At 44.6% G+C, this 17,826-nt stretch carries 15 protein-coding genes and 1 other annotated feature (1 of these 16 running past the window's edge); of the genes, 7 read left to right on the forward strand and 8 right to left on the reverse strand.

Annotated features, from left to right (window positions below):
* Positions 1-164: 164 nt before the first annotated feature.
* Positions 165-1,052 carry a LysR substrate-binding domain-containing protein gene (locus AC3CHU_RS05895; protein WP_488525232.1) on the reverse strand — a complete coding sequence of 296 codons (888 nt, stop codon included), beginning with the start codon at positions 1,050-1,052 and terminating at the stop codon, positions 165-167.
* A gap of 181 nt (positions 1,053-1,233) precedes the next feature.
* Between AC3CHU_RS05895 and hisC the strand changes: the two genes are divergently transcribed.
* The 5 genes from hisC to AC3CHU_RS05920 all read left to right on the forward strand — a co-directional run bounded on the left by hisC (position 1,234) and on the right by AC3CHU_RS05920 (position 6,580).
* Complete coding sequence (gene hisC, locus AC3CHU_RS05900) at positions 1,234-2,376, forward strand: histidinol-phosphate transaminase (protein ID WP_146455829.1); 1,143 nt, start codon at positions 1,234-1,236, stop codon at positions 2,374-2,376.
* A 10-nt stretch (positions 2,377-2,386) separates the two neighbouring features.
* On the forward strand, positions 2,387-3,160 hold the full coding sequence (locus AC3CHU_RS05905) for an ABC transporter substrate-binding protein (protein WP_146455827.1): 774 nt from the start codon (positions 2,387-2,389) through the stop codon (positions 3,158-3,160).
* Positions 3,161-3,745: 585 nt separating this feature from the next.
* Positions 3,746-4,705, forward strand: a complete 960-nt coding sequence (locus AC3CHU_RS05910; RefSeq protein WP_488525233.1) for a TRAP transporter substrate-binding protein — start codon at positions 3,746-3,748, stop codon at positions 4,703-4,705.
* A 66-nt stretch (positions 4,706-4,771) separates the two neighbouring features.
* Complete coding sequence (locus tag AC3CHU_RS05915; RefSeq protein ID WP_004736522.1) at positions 4,772-5,251, forward strand: TRAP transporter small permease; 480 nt, start codon at positions 4,772-4,774, stop codon at positions 5,249-5,251.
* Between the two features lie 21 nt (positions 5,252-5,272).
* Entirely contained in the window at positions 5,273-6,580 is a 1,308-nt protein-coding gene (locus AC3CHU_RS05920) for a TRAP transporter large permease (RefSeq protein WP_114633739.1), read from the forward strand.
* A gap of 101 nt (positions 6,581-6,681) precedes the next feature.
* Here AC3CHU_RS05920 and AC3CHU_RS05925 read toward each other — a convergent pair whose 3' ends face one another.
* Positions 6,682-8,001: a dicarboxylate/amino acid:cation symporter gene (locus tag AC3CHU_RS05925; protein ID WP_371706714.1), complete on the reverse strand. Its 1,320-nt coding sequence runs from the start codon at positions 7,999-8,001 to the stop codon at positions 6,682-6,684.
* Between the two features lie 410 nt (positions 8,002-8,411).
* Between AC3CHU_RS05925 and AC3CHU_RS05930 the strand changes: the two genes are divergently transcribed.
* Both AC3CHU_RS05930 and AC3CHU_RS05935 read left to right on the forward strand, forming a co-directional pair.
* Entirely contained in the window at positions 8,412-9,818 is a 1,407-nt protein-coding gene (locus AC3CHU_RS05930; protein WP_488525234.1) for an NfeD family protein, read from the forward strand.
* Between the two features lie 69 nt (positions 9,819-9,887).
* Positions 9,888-10,685 carry a slipin family protein gene (locus AC3CHU_RS05935; protein WP_004729804.1) on the forward strand — a complete coding sequence of 266 codons (798 nt, stop codon included), beginning with the start codon at positions 9,888-9,890 and terminating at the stop codon, positions 10,683-10,685.
* A gap of 117 nt (positions 10,686-10,802) precedes the next feature.
* Here AC3CHU_RS05935 and trpA read toward each other — a convergent pair whose 3' ends face one another.
* The 6 genes from trpA to AC3CHU_RS05965 form a co-directional block, all read right to left on the reverse strand.
* Complete coding sequence (gene trpA, locus AC3CHU_RS05940) at positions 10,803-11,609, reverse strand: tryptophan synthase subunit alpha (RefSeq protein ID WP_488525235.1); 807 nt, start codon at positions 11,607-11,609, stop codon at positions 10,803-10,805.
* On the reverse strand, positions 11,609-12,799 hold the full coding sequence (gene trpB, locus AC3CHU_RS05945) for a tryptophan synthase subunit beta (protein ID WP_054547336.1): 1,191 nt from the start codon (positions 12,797-12,799) through the stop codon (positions 11,609-11,611). The genes trpA and trpB overlap by 1 nt, the downstream gene beginning before the upstream one ends.
* 167 nt (positions 12,800-12,966) lie before the next feature.
* Positions 12,967-14,418: a bifunctional indole-3-glycerol-phosphate synthase TrpC/phosphoribosylanthranilate isomerase TrpF gene (gene trpCF, locus AC3CHU_RS05950; RefSeq protein ID WP_488525236.1), complete on the reverse strand. Its 1,452-nt coding sequence runs from the start codon at positions 14,416-14,418 to the stop codon at positions 12,967-12,969.
* A gap of 20 nt (positions 14,419-14,438) precedes the next feature.
* On the reverse strand, positions 14,439-15,434 hold the full coding sequence (trpD, locus tag AC3CHU_RS05955) for an anthranilate phosphoribosyltransferase (RefSeq protein ID WP_171330543.1): 996 nt from the start codon (positions 15,432-15,434) through the stop codon (positions 14,439-14,441).
* A gap of 9 nt (positions 15,435-15,443) precedes the next feature.
* Positions 15,444-16,034 carry an aminodeoxychorismate/anthranilate synthase component II gene (locus AC3CHU_RS05960; RefSeq protein WP_010438041.1) on the reverse strand — a complete coding sequence of 197 codons (591 nt, stop codon included), beginning with the start codon at positions 16,032-16,034 and terminating at the stop codon, positions 15,444-15,446.
* A 2-nt stretch (positions 16,035-16,036) separates the two neighbouring features.
* Positions 16,037-17,644 (reverse strand): anthranilate synthase component 1, encoded by a 1,608-nt coding sequence (locus AC3CHU_RS05965; protein WP_488525237.1) that lies wholly within the window; start codon positions 17,642-17,644, stop codon positions 16,037-16,039.
* 125 nt (positions 17,645-17,769) lie between these two features.
* Positions 17,770-17,826 (reverse strand) — a sequence feature (Trp leader region) (it continues 58 nt past the right edge of the window).

Raw genomic sequence — 17,826 nt, forward strand, 5'->3', positions numbered from 1 at the left:
AGATAGAATTGAACTTCTTTTCAAATAGTTAAGGCGAGGTACGTTCTATTCTCTGACAACCAATACGTAACAGACATAAAATAGTTTCATTTTGAGAACGATGAAATTCTCATTATGACGCTCTACTGCCGTTTATAGTGTGGTTCTATCTACGGTGATTGCCGCTAATCGACAAGCCAATCAACAAGCGTAGATAAAGATGTATTTTGTCGATTCTTAGGCTGCAGCAAGAAGTAACCATTTCCAGAAAAGACACTGCCTTCACTCACTTTCACCAACCTGCCCAAATCGATATCTTGCTTGGCCAGCGTGATGTCGCCTATGGCAATACCAAACCCTTGAATGGCTGCGTTCATCGCTTGATCAAGTGTCGCGAATTGTTGGTTGTTCTTACTTGAAAGGTCGTGGCTTCCTATATGTTCTAACCATAGTCGCCAATCACTTTGCTCATTGTTGGCGTGTAGCCAAGTGTATTGAGCGAGCTTGTGTGGCTTGATGATAGTAGAAGCGCTATTTACAAGATGGCTCTGAGTAATGCTTTGCGCTTGGCATACCGGAGCCAACTGCTCGTTGAACAATAACTGGCTCACAATCGATTGTTGGTTTGGCTTCTTTCCATAGGTAATTACGGCGTCAAACGGGTCAAAGCTTGGTTCAAAAACGTGCTTGATGGTCGACGTGAGCTCGACATCAATTCCAGGGTAGGCTTGCTGAAAAGACATCAACTTGGGTAGCAGCCAAGAGGTAATACAGCTGGGGGCGTTGAGTTTGATCTTAGAGGGAGAACTTGCGACTTGATTGAGAGCCGATTGCAGTTGATGAATCGTTCCTTGTATCAGAGGAACCAGCTCTTCTCCTTTCGGTGTTAAAGACAATCCTCGAGCATGGCGATAGAAGAGATCACAGCCAAGGCTTTCTTCAAACGACAATATCTGACGACTTACTGCACCTTGCGTAACATTGAGCTCATGTGCCGCTCGCGTAAAGTTGAGATGCCTTGCCGTCGACAAGAACGCGAGCAAGGTTTTAGTTGAAGGAAGTGTGCGATTCATATCTTTACCTATGACTTTTTATCATGGCTATTATGTGATTATTTCGATTCATTTATCAATAGTGTTCTGTTTGAATGTAAATACTTAATCATCATTTGTGATTCAATATGTGTATAAGTCACATTTTTTGAATATGAAGGCAGTGGTGAAGACATTGTGATTTTGTGAAAGGGATAGCTTCTTGACATCTTTTATCGATAGTTTAGTACCTCAGGCTGTAAAAAAATTAATACCTTATCAATCAGCAAGAAGAATTGGCGGTGATGGACGTGTCTGGCTAAACGCCAATGAATTGGAAAGCTCGCTGTTTCAAGGAGAAGTAAGTCACAACCGATACCCAGACTTCTTACCACAAGATATTGCTAAGGCTTACCAAGATTACTGTGGCACTGATGCTGCGACTGTTGCCGTTCGTGGCGCCGATGAAGCGATTGATTTGCTGATCAGAACATTCTGTAAACCGGCAAGCGACAACATACTTATCTGTTCACCCACGTATGCGATGTATGAGTTTTGCGCCGATGCATTGGCGATTAATACCTTGGACTCTCCATTGCAGCAAGATTTCAGCCTGAACGTCGCTGATATCGTGAACAAAGCGAAGTTGACTAATATCGTGTTTCTTTGCTCACCAAACAACCCAACGGGTAATGTGATTCCTAAATCGGATTTGATTCAGGTACTGGAAGGCACGATTGGAAAGTCTCTAGTGGTAGTCGATGAAGCGTATATCGAGTTTGAACCACAAACGTCAGCGGTGGGCCTTATTGAGCGTTATCCGCATTTGGTAGTGATTCGCACCTTGTCTAAGGCGTTTGGACTGGCTGCGGTTCGATGTGGCTTTATCTTAGCGAGTCAAAATGTGATGCAGTATGTTGCGAAGCTGATTCCACCTTATCCGATGCCGGATTGCTCATCGCAAATCGTGTTAGACGCTTTGTCTGATGAACGAGTCTCAGTGATGCAAGACGCCACACAAAAGCTGGTCGAACTACGTAACTGGTTTGCTTGTGAGTTAACGCAGTTTGATTTCATCGAGTCTGTTTACCCTTCATCGACGAACTTTATTTTGCTGCGTCAAAAACCTGGGCATCAAGTGTTCAGTGTATTGGCGAAGGATGGCATTGTGACAAGGAATCAAAACCACGAACCTGCTTTGCGTAACTGTGTTCGAATCAGTATTGGTAGCCAAGAGAGCATGCTAGAAGTGATAACGTCACTAACAAGTTACCAAACCGAATTAGAAAAGAATCAACAAGGCAAACAAATTCAACAATCTCAACATAAAGAAACTCAATCTCAACTCGATAAAGATCATATCTAGGATGGCAATGATGAAAAAGATAATACTAGGACTCGCTTGTGCGGCCGCTTTACTTGGTACAACGGTACAGGCGAAAGAAATCCGTTTGGCGTCAGACTTTACCTATCCGCCATTCAACTACAAAAACAGTGACGGTGTGCCTGTCGGGTTTGATATTGAGATAGCTGACGCCTTGTGTGAGCAAGCGAAGTTGGATTGCACGTGGGTATCGCAAAGCTGGGATTCGTTGATTCCAAGTTTGTTGGCAAGAAAATCAGATGTGATCATGGCTTCGATGCGTATTACCGAAGAGCGTAAGCGCAAGATCTTGTTCACCGATAAGTACTACCAAACACCAGCTGTGTTTGTTGCTGCTAAGAGCTCCGAGTTCAGCATTGATGAGGCCGGCTTAGCGGGTAAAACCATCGGTGTTCAGCAAGGTACGATTCACGATCGCTACGTAACCGACAAGTTTGGCGATGTGGCAAACATTAAACGCTATACCGGCCAAGATGAAGTTTATCTGGATCTGCAAAATGGTCGTCTAGATCTAACCTTTGGCAACTCGGATCAACTGTCATTAGCTTTCTTAGATAAGAAAGAAGGTGAGGGCTTTGAATTTAAAGGTAAAGCAGTGACCGACAAAGCCTACATTGGCGAAGGTACGGCGTTAGCACTAAGAAAGCAGGATTCAAAACTGGCGAAACAATTCAATGCCGCGATTGAAGAGATCAGAGCGAACGGTACTTACGACAAGATCGCTGCTAAGTACTTCACGTTTGATATTTATGGCGCTGATTTGTAATTCGTCTAAAGCCTAAAAACTAGACCACCAAAAAAATCCGAGGGCTGTGAGGCTCTCGGATTTTTGTTACAAACAATTCGTCCTATCAAGTTTCTCTCTATTGCCTTTATCTCTGCTTATCCATGTTTGTTCCATACGTTTAGCCTAAAACCTTATCTCTACCACCTCAGAAATCACAGTTGACGACTCGCTTTTCAATCGATAAGACCTTCTTTGCTCGTGCTCTATAAATGGCTCCAAGGTTTAAAATAACACAAATATGCAAGTGTATTTTTTGCCAACAGATTGTTCTAAAAGCAGTTGGAAGTGATCGAAATTCCCCAAAATCCTAAGTTAGACTACTTAATGGTCCAATTGATGCCAAATATGATTGGTATCACAATCAATTCGGTTCACAAGCCAATAGACAAACCTTAGCTCACAAAATATACACATATTATTGTAATACAAAATTCATAAGGTAAGAATATTGTAATGAAACGTTACTGCTATGAGCGGTATGCAATTGAACGTTAGATTTCAAACTTAGCTGTAGCGTTGCATATAAAAACTGTACCTCTTACAAAATGGATTCTGGAGAAGAACATGAAAAAACACCTACTGATGATTGCAGCGGCTTCAATTCTTATGGCATTTGGCGCTCAAGCAAAAACTTTGACCTTAGGGCATGCAATGTCATTAGAAAGCGCAGCTCACCAAGGCATGGTGATCATGGCTGATAAAGTGAAAGAAAAATCGAATGGTGACCTTACGATTAAGATCTTTCCAAACGGTCAATTAGGCTCTGAACGTGACCAAGCAGAGCAAGTTGTTACCGGCGCGATTGATATGGCCAAAATCAATGGTGGGCTAGCCGAATCTTTTGAACCAACGTTTAAGGTTAATGCACTGCCTTTCTTATTCCGTGATGTTCAACACATGAGAACGTTCATGCGAAGTGAAGCTGCACAAGAGATGTTGCTTTCAAGCGAAGGTAAAGGCTTCATTGGTCTTACATTCTATGATTCAGGCACACGTAGCTTCTACGCTAAAAAAGCCATTAACTCACCGGCTGATCTAGCAGGTATGAAAGTTCGAGTTCCTGGTTCTCCAACCATGATGGAAATGGTTAACCTATTAGGTGGTAAAGCAACGCCTGTACCTTTCAATGAGGTATACACGGCGCTGCAACAAGGCGTAATTGACGGTGCTGAAAATAATATTTCTAGCTTAGTTGAAATGAAACACAGTGAAGTTGCCAAATTTTACTCTATGGATCAGCACATGATGACACCTGACGTGATCATCATTTCAGAATACAAATGGGGTTCATTAACGGCAGAAGAGCAAAAAATCTTAAAAGAAGCTGCTGCTGAGTCTCTTGAAGAGCAGATCAAAATCTGGGACGCAACAGATGACATGAACAAAGAGAAAGGAATGAAAGAAGGCGTAACGTTTGTTGAAGTTGATAAAGCCCCTTTCCGTGCAGCTGTTAAACCTATGATTGATGAGGCGAAAAAAGATCCAAAACTAGCTCCATTCATTGAAAAAATTGAAGCTCTTTAATCAGTCTTAGTGAAAATATAATTTTGCCTTGGCTTTGCTAAGGCAAAATTTTTGAGGTATCACACCATGTTAGCAACTTTCAGAAACCTACTTGATAGGCTGATTCTTTTTGTCTCTTCTTTTGCACTAATGTTACTTGTCGTTACTGTCACTTGGCAGGTCTTTAGTCGTTATGTTTTGAATGATCCAAGTAACTGGACTGATGAACTTGCTCGTTATGCGATGGTATGGCTTGGCTTATTAGGAGCAAGCTACTTATTCGGTATCAAAGGACACTTAGCAATAACGTTATTGGATGGTTATCTTAAGGGTAAAGCACATATCGCATTACATGTACTCATCAATATCATTTCTGGCGCATTTGTATTTCTAGCAATGCTTCAAGGTGGCATCGCCCTAATGGGAAGAACCACACAACAACTCTCTCCAGCACTGCAATTACCGATGTCGACGGTTTATTCAATATTGCCGATTTCAGCCGTTATTATCCTCATCTATTTGGTCATGAATACGTTTGATCTTTTTTGTGAACCCAACAAAAAGTAAGTTTTAAAAGGACTCTATATTATGGATTTGTCCATTGGTGTTTGGCTGCTAGGCCTATTCTTATTCATGATCGCGATTAGTATGCCCATTGCGATTGCAATTGCCATGTCATCTTTAACGATCATGTATTTCATCTTACCGTTTGAAGTCGCCAGTATTACTGCGGGTCAAAAAATTATTACCGGTATTGATAGTTTCAGTTTATTAGCCATCCCTTTCTTTATCCTTGCTGGGAATATAATGAATGTGGGTGGCATCGCGAGTCGGCTTATCAACCTTGCAAAGCTCTTGGTTGGTTGGATCCCGGGCTCACTTTTTCACGTTAACATCTTCGCCAATATGATGTTTGGCGCCGTTTCAGGATCAGCCGTTGCAGCAGCAGCTGCGGTTGGTAAAACCTTAGGCCCTGAATTAGAAAAAGATGGTTATGATAAAAACTTAGCAACAGCAGTAAACGTTGCATCTTGCCCGGCAGGCTTACTAATACCGCCGAGTAATTCATTGATCGTATTTTCAGTGGTATCGGGTGGAACATCCGTAGCGGCGCTGTTTATCGCAGGTTATGTCCCAGGTATTTTAATGGGTTTAAGTTGTATGGTCGTCGCCTATTTTATCGCTAAAAAGAAGGGCTACAAAACAAGTGCCAATGACGGCTTCACAGCAAAAGATGTGCTGAATATTGTTTGGCAAGCAACGCCAAGCTTAGGGCTTATTGTTGTTGTTATTGGCGGTATTATTGGTGGTATATTCACTGCAACAGAAGGAGCATGTATAGCGGTTCTTTACTCTTTTATACTGTCACTCTGTTACCGAACCCTCAAATGGGCACACTTTTCGATAATTTGTAGAGAAACGGTTCAGGTTACTGGCATTATGCTGTTCTTGATTGGTGCTTCAACCATCATGTCATGGGCAATGGCGTTTACCGGTCTGCCAACCATGATCAGCGATTGGATGCTCTCTATTTCAGATAATCCGATTATCATCTTTATTCTGATGAATCTGATCCTACTGATTGTGGGTATGTTTATGGATCTTACGCCTGCCGTATTAATCTTTACCCCTATCTTTATGCCGATTGCTGAGCATTTAGGCATGCATCCAATTCACTTTGCGATGATGATTATTTTCAACTTATGTATTGGCATTGCAACGCCACCCGTTGGTACGGCGCTATTTGTCGGTTGTAGTGTCAGTGGCTCCAAGATTGAGAATGTTATAAGAAGTATCATGCCGTTTTGTGCCGTATTGATCGTCACACTGTTGGCTATTACTTTTATTCCTGAAATTAGTTTGGCTCTGCCTCGTGCGTTTGGACTAATCAATTAGCTTTACAAGGGTAAGATTTACCGAATCAATATCGATCATTACCTAATAAAAAACCGCCTCATGAAGGCGGTTTTATTTATCAATCAAACTGAAGCTTAATATTACGCTTGCTGTTTTTGTAGCTCAGTTTCTTTCGCTTCGTCTTCGATTAGAGAATCAACGATTACTGCACATGCTGCATCACCAGTGATGTTCAGAGCTGTACGAATCATGTCGAAGATACGGTCCAGAGCGAACAACAGAGGTAGACCTTCGATAGGGATACCAGCTGCTAGAAGAACCGCAACCACTAGGAAAGAAGGACCTGGAACACCTGCTTGACCAACTGCGCCTAGAGTCGACGTTACGATGATAGCAACGTAAGCGCCCATAGACAGGTCGATGTTGAACAGCTGTGCAAAGAAGATAGCAACTAGGCCGTAGTAAATTGCGTTACCAGACATGTTGATCGTCGCACCAAGTGGCAGAACGAATGAAGCCGTAGAGTTACGAACACCAAGTTCTTTCTCTACCGTTTCCATTGTTACTGGCAGTGTCGCCATTGAAGAGGCTGTTGATAGTGCAACCGCTTGAGGTTTCTTCATTGCCACTAGGAACTTCTTAGCTGAAGTCTTAGTGAAAATTTGAATCATCAGTGGGTATGCCACAAAGCCGAAGATAAGAATCGCAGCAATGTAGACAATGAATAGCTTGAACACGACCATAAGTGCGCCAAAACCGAATGTACCGACTGCTTCTGCCATTAGGCCGAATACGCCAAGTGGTGCAATGATCATAACCTTGTTGATCATCCAAACCATAGCGTCAACAATCGCGTTTACGCCATTGATGATTGGGTCACGTTTTTCTTTCGCTTGTTTAGAAATCGCAATACCGAAGAATAAGCAGAAAACGAGAATTTGCAGAATGTTAGCTTCGTTCAGTGATTGGAAAACGTTGGTAGGGATCATGCCCGTGATGGTTGCCCAGAACGTTGGAAGTTCGCCTTTCGCAGCGTATTCAGAAGAGAACATACCTTCAACGCCAGAAACATCGATACCACGACCCGGTTCGAATACTTCACCCATTACAAGCGCTAGCGCTACAGCAAGTGCAGACGTTAGTGCAAAGTAACCCAGTGTAACCACACCAACTTTACCTGCCGATGAGCTATTACCTAGACCTGCAGCACCTGAAATTAGGGCAACTGCGACTAGAGGAATAACCAGCATCTTGATTAAATTGATGAAGATTGCGCCCAGTGGAGCGAACATTGTTGCGCTGTCACCCATCATTGCACCGACAGCGGTACCGATGATCATTGCAATAACGACTTGAACGCCGATGTTGCTTAGTAAACTCTTTTCTTTTAACACTTCCATAACCTCTGTGCTACTAAATATAAAAATCCCAGAACTACTCACCAATGTACGATGTACCATTGGATTAATATTTCGCGACGAGTTTTACACGTATCCTTTACATTTATCAATATGAGCAGAGGTGAAAGTCTCTGAAAAACTGGTGGTCTAATGTCATTTGTTGATTTTGCACAACAATGCAATCGTTTGCCTTGGTTTTTTATTGCGATGTTATTTGTTGAATTTATAAAAGCCTTTTCGCTGGAGATTTTGTGAATGATTTACAAGCGCTGGTATTGAAAACGTCTTGTTAACATTTTGATTTCATTTGCGAGTGTTTTTTGAACGCTTGTGTTGGGGTGAATCCACAGGTACGTGTTGTGTGAAATTTAGCCTGAACTATGCTTAAGGTATCTATTTATTACCAAGATGTTACCTCTGCGCTTTAAATAAAACGTCTATCTAGCATCTCAGTTGTAAGGAGAGGGGCTATGACTTTCATATTAAAGTACTTGTTTGCGTTTCTTCTATTGTTCAGCTCTGTGTTCGCTCAGGCCGATGATGTCTGGGTGGTTGAGGTGAACGGGGGGATAGGTCCGGCGACCAGTGATTACCTCACTAGAGAAATAGAACAAGCTCACGATGAGCAAGCAAAGCTCATCATTTTGAAAATGAACACGCCTGGCGGGTTAGATTCGTCGATGCGTGACATTATTCGATCCATCACCACATCACCGATTCCGATAGCAACTTGGGTTGGGCCTGCGGGTTCACGAGCAGCGAGCGCCGGAACCTATATTTTACTTGCCAGCCACGTTGCTTCCATGGCGCCCGGAACTAATCTAGGTGCAGCAACTCCTGTGTCGCTCGGTGGTGGCAAAGCGCCTGCTAATCCGTTATCTCCTCAAGACGATGCTAATAAAGATGACAACACGTCAGCGAGTGAGCAAGACGAAACGAAACAGGAGAATTCAGATCAAGTAAAAGCCACCACTGCGATGGAGAAGAAAGTCATCAATGATGCTGCAGCCTACATTGTCAGTTTGGCTAAGCTACACAATCGCAATGAAGAATGGGCAGAAAAAGCGGTAAGAGAAGCGGCGAGTTTGGATTCTGAGAATGCACTGACTCTTAACGTGATTGATTTTATTGCCAGCGACCTTCAGCAATTGGTTGAACTGAGTAACGGGCGCACCGTCACCATCAACGGTGTCAGTCAGGAAGTCCAACTTAGTGATGTTGCTTTTGTCGAGCGAGAACAAGACTGGCGCTTTAGTTTGCTGTCAGTGATCACGAACCCGAACGTTGCATATATTTTGATGCTGATTGGTATCTACGGTTTGTTACTCGAATTCTATAATCCTGGAGTCGGCTTACCGGGTGTATTGGGCGGTATCTGTCTGTTATTGGCGATGTACTCCTTACAAATGCTGCCAGTGAGTTACGCGGGCCTTGCTTTAATCCTATTGGGAATTGCTTTGATGGTCGCAGAGGCCTTTAGCCCTAGCTTTGGTATTTTCGGTTTGGGTGGCGTCGCCGCATTTACATTGGGCTCGATCATGCTGATGGACACCGAAGTGCCTGGTTATCAAATCACATTGCCGCTAATTATCGGGATCAGTTTGTTCTCTGTTGCCTTTATCGTCGTAACAATATCAATGCTAGTCCGAGTGAGAAACAAACCAGTGACTACGGGGATGGAAGCGGTAGTCGGTGACACGGGCAAAGTTGTAAGCGGCTTCCCCGGTGCGGGGCGTGTGCTAGTCGAAGGTGAGATCTGGCAAGCCAAATGCGCGAGTGAATTGCAAGTGGGGCAGATCATCAGAGTGACCAAGCTGACGGGGCTATCTTTGGATGTTGAGGCGCTGACCGATGATACATCATCGAAATCTAGCTAGCGCGGCATGCTAGAAAAAACGTTATTGAATTATTAATTGCTTAGCCATCGTTACCATTAGGGGGCGGTTATGTTTATACACACTATAGGTATTGTTATTGTGCTCGTTATCTTGTTGATAGCCAGCATGTTCAGAGTACTGCGCGAATATGAACGTGCAGTGGTGTTTTTTCTTGGGCGCTTTTACGGTGTGAAAGGGCCGGGGTTAATTATCATCATTCCTTTCATCCAACAAATTGTGCGAGTGGATCTTCGAACTATCGTGTTGGACGTGCCGACGCAAGATTTGATCACCCGCGATAACGTGTCAGTGAAAGTGAATGCTGTGGTCTATTTTCGAGTGCTCGATCCGAAGATGGCGATCAATAACGTAGAGAATTACCTCGAAGCGACCAGTCAACTGTCACAAACAACGCTGCGTTCAGTATTAGGACAGCATGAGTTGGATGAATTGCTGTCTGAACGAGAAGAGTTAAATAGAGACTTACAAGCGATACTGGATCAACACACGGATAACTGGGGGATCAAGATTGCCAATGTCGAGATCAAGCATGTTGATCTGGATGACAGTATGGTGCGAGCCCTTGCTAAACAAGCGGAAGCCGAACGTTCACGTCGAGCTAAGGTGATCCATGCAACAGGGGAACTAGAAGCATCAACCAAGCTGAAAGAGGCTGCAGAGGTTCTTAATCAAGCGCCCAACGCCATTCAATTGCGATATATGCAAACACTAACAGAAGTAGCGAATGAGCGAACCTCTACAATCATATTCCCAATGCCCATCGATCTGGTCGAGAAGATAACCGATCCGATCAAAGCGACACTCAATGAGGCTGCAATCAAGAAAGCGATGAAAGCCGATGAGTGATTGGATCAAATGAAGAGCAATAAAAAAGGCTCCACAGTTGTGGAGCCTTTTAATATCTTGAATTATAGGTTCTATCTAATGACCAATGATTACTGGCCTCAATTTAATGACCGTCGATTATTTCTGCGTAGCCGCTTTCATTGGCGTAACAAACTCCGCAAGTGTTTTAAGCATTGCTTCTGGTTGTTCAACGTTGTTTTCAATGATTTTCACAACGGCTGAGCCTGAGATCGCACCTGCAGCGCCAGCTATAATCGCTTCTTTCACTTGTTCAGGAGCTGAGATACCGAAACCAAGCAGTGCTGGTGGCGCGTCGAACTTGTTCAAGCGATCAAGCAGTGCCGTTACTGGCATGTTTGCTTTTGTTTCAGCACCCGTTACACCAGAACGCGAAAGTAGGTAGGTGTAACCACCACCTAGCTCAGAAACTGATTGAAGCGTTTCATCGCTTGCAGTTGGTGGAGCAATAAAGATTGGGTGAACGCCAAACTTTTCAGCTGCAGCAACAAACTCGCCGCTTTCATTGGTTGGTACATCAGCAATTAATACTGAATCGATACCTGCGTTTGCGCAGCGTTCGTAAAAATTTTCTATACCACGTGCGTAAACCAAGTTCGCGTACATCAGTAGGCCGATTGGTAGCTCTGGGTATTTAGCACGGATTTGACCAATAAGATCGAAGCACACATCTGGCGTTACTTTAGAATCTAAAGCACGAATGTTCGCACCTTGGATTGTTGGGCCATCTGCAAGCGGATCTGAGAATGGGATACCAAGCTCAAGTGCGTCAGCACCCGCTTCAACTAGCGTTTCCATGATCTTAAGAGATTGCTCTGGGTTAGGATCACCAACCGTTACGAATGGTACAAATGCGCCCTGATTCTTTTCAGCTAAGCGAGTGAAGAGTGATTGATAGCGATCCATTATAATGCTCCTTTCTCTTTAAGAATGTCGTGTACAGAGAAAATATCTTTGTCACCACGACCAGATAGATTAACCACTAATAGCTGTTCTTTCTCAGGGTCTTCGTGAGCCATTTTGACAGCGTGAGCCACAGCATGAGATGACTCTAGCGCTGCGATAATACCTTCTTTACGTGCAATCAATTGGAACGCTTCTAGCGCTTCGTCATCGGTCACGTTGTCGTATTCAGCACGGCCAATGGCATTTAGGTGAGCGTGTTGAGGACCAACTGATGGGAAATCTAGACCCGCAGAAACAGAGTAAGACTCTTCTACTTGGCCATTCTCATCTTGCATCAGTGGCGCTTTCATGCCGAAGAAAATACCGGTTTTACCGTGCTTAAGCGGAGCGCCGTGTTGGTCGGTATCAATACCTTTACCAGCAGGCTCTACACCGATTAGGCGAACAGACTCTTCTTCAATGAAATCAGCGAACATGCCGATAGCGTTTGAACCACCGCCAACACAAGCAATAACCGCATCAGGAAGGCGACCTTCACGCGCTAGAATTTGGTGCTTCGTTTCTTCACCAATCATGCGTTGGAAATCACGAACAATCGTTGGGAATGGGTGAGGGCCAGCCGCAGTACCCAATAGGTAGTGCGCGTCTTCATAAGTTGCAGACCAGTCACGTAGTGCTTCGTTACATGCATCTTTTAGCGTTGAAGAGCCAGAATGAACAGGGATAACCTCTGCGCCCATTAGCTTCATGCGGAATACGTTCGGGCTTTGACGCTCAACGTCTTTTGCACCCATGTAAACACGACACTTAAGGCCCAATAGAGCACAAGCTAGAGCCGTTGCAACACCATGTTGGCCTGCGCCAGTTTCAGCGATGATTTCCTGTTTACCCATACGTTTTGCTAGCAATGCTTGGCCAAGAACTTGGTTTGTCTTGTGAGCACCGCCGTGCAGTAGATCTTCACGCTTTAGGTACAGTTTGGTTTTTGTACCTTTAGTCAGGTTACGCGTTAGCGTTAGTGCCGTTGGACGACCAGCATACTCTTGTAGAAGTGTCATGAATTCACTGCGGAACTCAGGGTCTGCTTGAGCATCGATAAATGCTTGTTCCAGTTGGTCTAGTGCTGGCACTAGGATCTGCGGTACGTATTGACCACCGTATTCACCAAAGTAGGCATCGAGTTTAGCCATTGTGTTATTCCTTCAATTCTATCGATGTGTATTCACACCAAGTCATTTTATCTTGTTTAAGCTTCGCAAAGGCAAAGCTTACTAATTAGTTTTGAGATTCTGCTTTCTAGTTTCTAAGCTCTGGGCTCTAGATTTCAAGTTCTAGGTTTTAAATTCTAGAAACCGAACTAGTAATTACGAATCGCTGCAAAAGCGCGTTGCAGTTTGTCTGCGTCTTTTTTACCTGGAGCGGATTCCACACCTGAGTTTAGGTCTAGCCCTAAACAGCCTAGTTTCGCTGCTTGGTTAGCATTGCCTGGGTTTAGGCCACCCGCCAACATGATTGCGCTTTGGTTGTTGATTAGGCTCCAATCAAACGCTTGACCTGTACCACCCGTTTGAGAACCCACTTTAGTATCTAGCAGATGGCGAGTCACGTTGCTTTTCAGTAATTCTGGTAGCGCACTTTCAGCGCCGTTTTCAGCACTGCAAGCAACACCGTAAGCTTTCCAAATCTCAACGTTTTCAGGTAGTGATTGTTTTAACTCATCGACAAATGCTTGAGACTCATCACCGTGCAGTTGCACCGCAAATAAACCTAGCTCAGAAACCGTTTTCGCAACGTCAGTAACGCTATGATTTTGGAACACACCCACGTAGTTCAAAGGTGCGCCGCTCATGGTTAAACGAGCTGCTTCGATATCAACATGACGCTTAGACACTTCAACGAAAATCAGACCACCGAATACCGCACCGGCTTGATAAGCCTTTGCTGCATCGTCAGAGTGAGTTAAACCACAGACCTTGTTTTCACCGAGCGTAACTTTACGCACCGCAAGCTCTAAGTTCTTTTCAGCCATCAGAGAGCTGCCGATTAGGAAGCCGTCTGCAAATGTTGAAAGGTCACGTACTTGCTGATGGTTGTAAATGCCAGACTCTGAAATCACGACTGCGTTTGGAGCCAGTTCGCGAATCAGCGGTGCCAACTCTTTGGTACGGTTCAAATCAGTCGAAAGGTCACGTAGGTTACGGTTATTAATACCGATCACTTTTGCTTTTAAAGCGACAGCGCGATGAAGTTCTTCTTCGTTGCTGACTTCGGTTAGTACACCCATATTTAGCGAGTGAGCGACGTCAGCAAGCGCTTTGTACTCTTCGTCATCTAATACCGATAGCATTAGCAAAATTGCATCAGCTGAGTAGTGACGAGCTAGGTAAACTTGGTAGGTATCAACCATGAAGTCTTTACAAAGAATAGGTTGCTTAGCAATGCTGCGAACCTTTGGTAAAAACTCAAAGTCACCTTGAAAGTATTTCTCGTCTGTCAGTACTGAAATTGCGTTGGCGTGGTTGTTGTACACCGATGCAATGTAGTCCAAATCAAACTCGTCACGGATTAAACCTTTTGACGGAGATGCCTTCTTACATTCAGTGATGAAAACCGTTTGTTCGCCGCTCAGTGCATCATAAAAGCTGCGGTCTGTTGTGGTTAACGCTGCTTTAAACTCGTCCAATGGTTGAGTTTGCTTACGCGCTTCAACCCATTGGTATTTGTCACGAACGATTTTTGCTAATACTTCCGCCATTTCAGCTTCTTTGACTGAAACGTGGGTCGACAGTTTATCGGTAGTCTGTGTCATGTTCTTTATCTCGTCGTTCGTTAGGCGTGTGCAGCAAGCTTTTGTACAAGCTCGTACGCTTTGCCAGAGTTCATCGCGTCAATCGCTTGCTGTGTGTTGGCTTTTAGATCTTCGTGACCAAATAGACGCATTAGCAGAGCAACGTTGACTGCCACAGCGCCAACTTGAGCATCTGTGCCTTTACCCGTCAGGATATCGGTTGTGATGGCTTTGTTCTCTTCTGGCTCGCCGCCCTTGATTGCTTCAAGAGGGTGAGTGTTCAGGCCAAAGTCTGACGGTGTCACTGTGTACTCGTGAATTTTGCCATCTTTAATTTCAGCAACGATTGTCTCGCCATGAATAGCCACTTCATCAAGGCCACTACCATGCACAACGGCAGCACGCTTCATGCCCATTTGCAGCATGGTTTCCGCGATAGGGCGTACTAGCTCTTTGCTGTAAACACCCATCAGCTCGATGTTAGGGCGAGCAGGGTTAATCAATGGACCAAGGATGTTGAAGATAGTGCGTGTTTTCATTGTTTGACGAACAGGCATCGCGTGACGTACACCGACGTGATATTGCGGAGCAAATAGGAATGCTACGCCAAGTTCATCGACAGCAGTACGAGTGTCTTCTGCTGTCATCGCTAGGTTAATACCGAACGAATCCAGTAAGTCAGAAGAGCCTGATTTGCTCGATACGCTGCGGTTGCCGTGCTTAGCTATTTTTAAACCACACGCTGCTGCTACAAATGCAGAAGTCGTCGAAATGTTGATGGTGTCATGACCGTCGCCACCTGTACCTACGATGTCAGCGAAATCGTAATCAGGACGTGGGAACGGGTTTGCATTGGCAAGCAGTGCTTTCGCCGCACCTGCGATCTCATCGGGCGTTTCGCCTTTGATTTTCAATGCAGTCAGAGCCGAAGCCATCAGGATTGGATCGAGTTCCCCCTTGATGATGACATCAAATAACTGTTGGCTTTCTTCTTGAGTAAGAGACTGCTGTTCGTAAAGTTTATTAATCTGTTCCATGATCGTTTCCTATATCGTCTTTTTCTCAAGAGCCCATTCTATAGCGTTCGCTAGAAGCGTTGCACCGTAGGTCGTCATAATTGATTCAGGGTGGAATTGGAATCCACAAACCTTGTCTTGTTCTTGAACCACAGACATCACCAAATCATCGACTTCAGCGGTCACCGTTAGGCTATCGGATACATGCGTTGCCACTAAAGAGTGGTAGCGAGCAATAGCCAGTGGCGAAGGTAAGCCTTGGTAAGTCGCATGGTTCTGGTGTTCCATCATCGACACCTTACCATGAATGATTTCGCCAGCGCCTGCAACGGTGCCGCCGTAGGCTTCAACAATCGCTTGGTGGCCTAAGCAAATTCCAATCATTGGTACTTTGCCTTTTAGCAATTGAATCAGCTCTGGCATGCAACCCGCATCTGCTGGAGCGCCAGGGCCTGGCGAAAGCAGTGCAACCGGGTTATCTAATTCGTTGATCGCCGCTTCAACTACTTTTGCAGGAATGTTGTTACGGTAAATTTTTACGCTGTGACCTAATGAACGAAACTGGTCTACAAGGTTGTAAGTGAACGAGTCGAAGTTATCGATGAATACAATATCAGCCATGATTACGACTCCTTCTTACTTGGTGTGCTTTGGCTTGGTGCCGTATTTTTAGTATGAGCTGCTTGAATCGCTGAGATGACCGCTTGAGCTTTGCCGCGAGTTTCATCTGCTTCTGCTTGTGGGTCTGAGTCGAACACCACGCCAGCACCCGCTTGTACTTGTGCTACGCCATCTTCAACGTAAGCAGAGCGAATCACGATACAAGTATCTAATGTGCCTTCACCGGTTAAGTAGCCCACTGCGCCACCGTAGCTACCACGACGCGTTTTTTCTACGTCACGGATAAGTTGCATTGCGCGGATTTTTGGCGCGCCAGTTAGCGTACCCATGTTCATACAAGCTTGGTAAGCGTGTAGGGCATCTAAGTCTTCACGTAGCTGACCAACAACACGAGAAACCAAGTGCATTACATGGCTGTAGCGGTCAACTTTCAGCAAGTCTGCCACGTGGCGAGTACCTGCTTCGGCAATACGAGCCACATCGTTACGCGCTAGGTCGACCAGCATCATGTGCTCGGCGTTTTCTTTCTTGTCGGTACGCAGCTCAAGTTCAATACGGCTGTCTAAGTCGAAATCGATTTGGCCATTCGGGCGCTTACCACGACGACGAGTACCAGCAATTGGGTAGATCTCGATTTGGTTGGTTTCGGTTTCGTATTTCAGCGCGCTTTCTGGAGAAGCACCGAACAGAGTAAATAGCTCGTCTTGCATGTAGAACATGTAAGGGCTTGGGTTACTTTGCTTGAGTTCTTTATAAGCCGCCAGCGGAGCAGGGCAAGGTAGCGTGAAGCGGCGTGAAGGTACCACTTGGAATACATCGCCTTTAACTACGTACTCTTTTAAGTCACGAACCGTTTGGCAGAAATCTTCATCTGAAACGCTTGGTACTGCTTCAACGTTGTCTAAAGGAGTTACTTCGGTAATCGCTTTCAAGGACTGACATTGTGTTTGAATATCAGCTAGACGATCCGTTAATTGTGCCTTAATGCTTTCGTCTTGAGTGAATAAGCTTGCGTGAAGCAGGCCTTCGTTCTCTTGGTGGTCGAAACGCAATAGTGTCTCAGCAACGTAGAATACAAAGTCAGGGCAGTTGTTGGTCGCTTCAGCATCGCCTAGCGGTTCAAAGTTCGCCACGATGTCGTAAGCGAATAGGCCAGCCATGAATAACGCGTGCTTGTTATCCGCGTCTTGCTCAAAGCTGTGTTGAACCAAACGCAGTGCATCGAATGAAGACGCTTCTCTTAAACGTGAATCTTCGTCTAATTCGTTGCTTGGTTCGACAAAAGTCAGCGTCAATACGTTATCCGTAAGGTCAGATTTGATCTCTGTTTTAACGTTTTGAGCTAGGTGTTCGATTAGCGCTTGACCATTTTGAGTCAACGCTTGAAAGGTTACTTCATGTCCGCGACATACGATGCGAACAGCAGAGTCGATAAGGAGTAGGCTTGTCAGGTTCTGTTTAGATTCAATCTCAGCAGATTCCAACAACAGACTGTCTGTTTTGTTTTCACACAGAGTATGAAAAACACTGGTTGGATCTTGCGAGTAAGGAACGGAAGAATTGATGACCTCAATGGTTCCCAGCTTTTTGATTTCAATGGCCTTGTTCACAAGACCTCCTTTATGATTCTTTAAATTTCCTGCCGTACATAGTCGCATAAAGATACCTTTCACCCAATCTAGAATATGGTCAATTCGTTGATTTGTTAGTCAGTTGAATGTGAGATGTTCGACAAATTAAAAAGCCCGCTATGAAAGCGGGCTTAGTGATAACTTTTTTATAAACAAACTGT

The organism is Vibrio sp. QJM3NY_39, assembly GCF_057785895.1.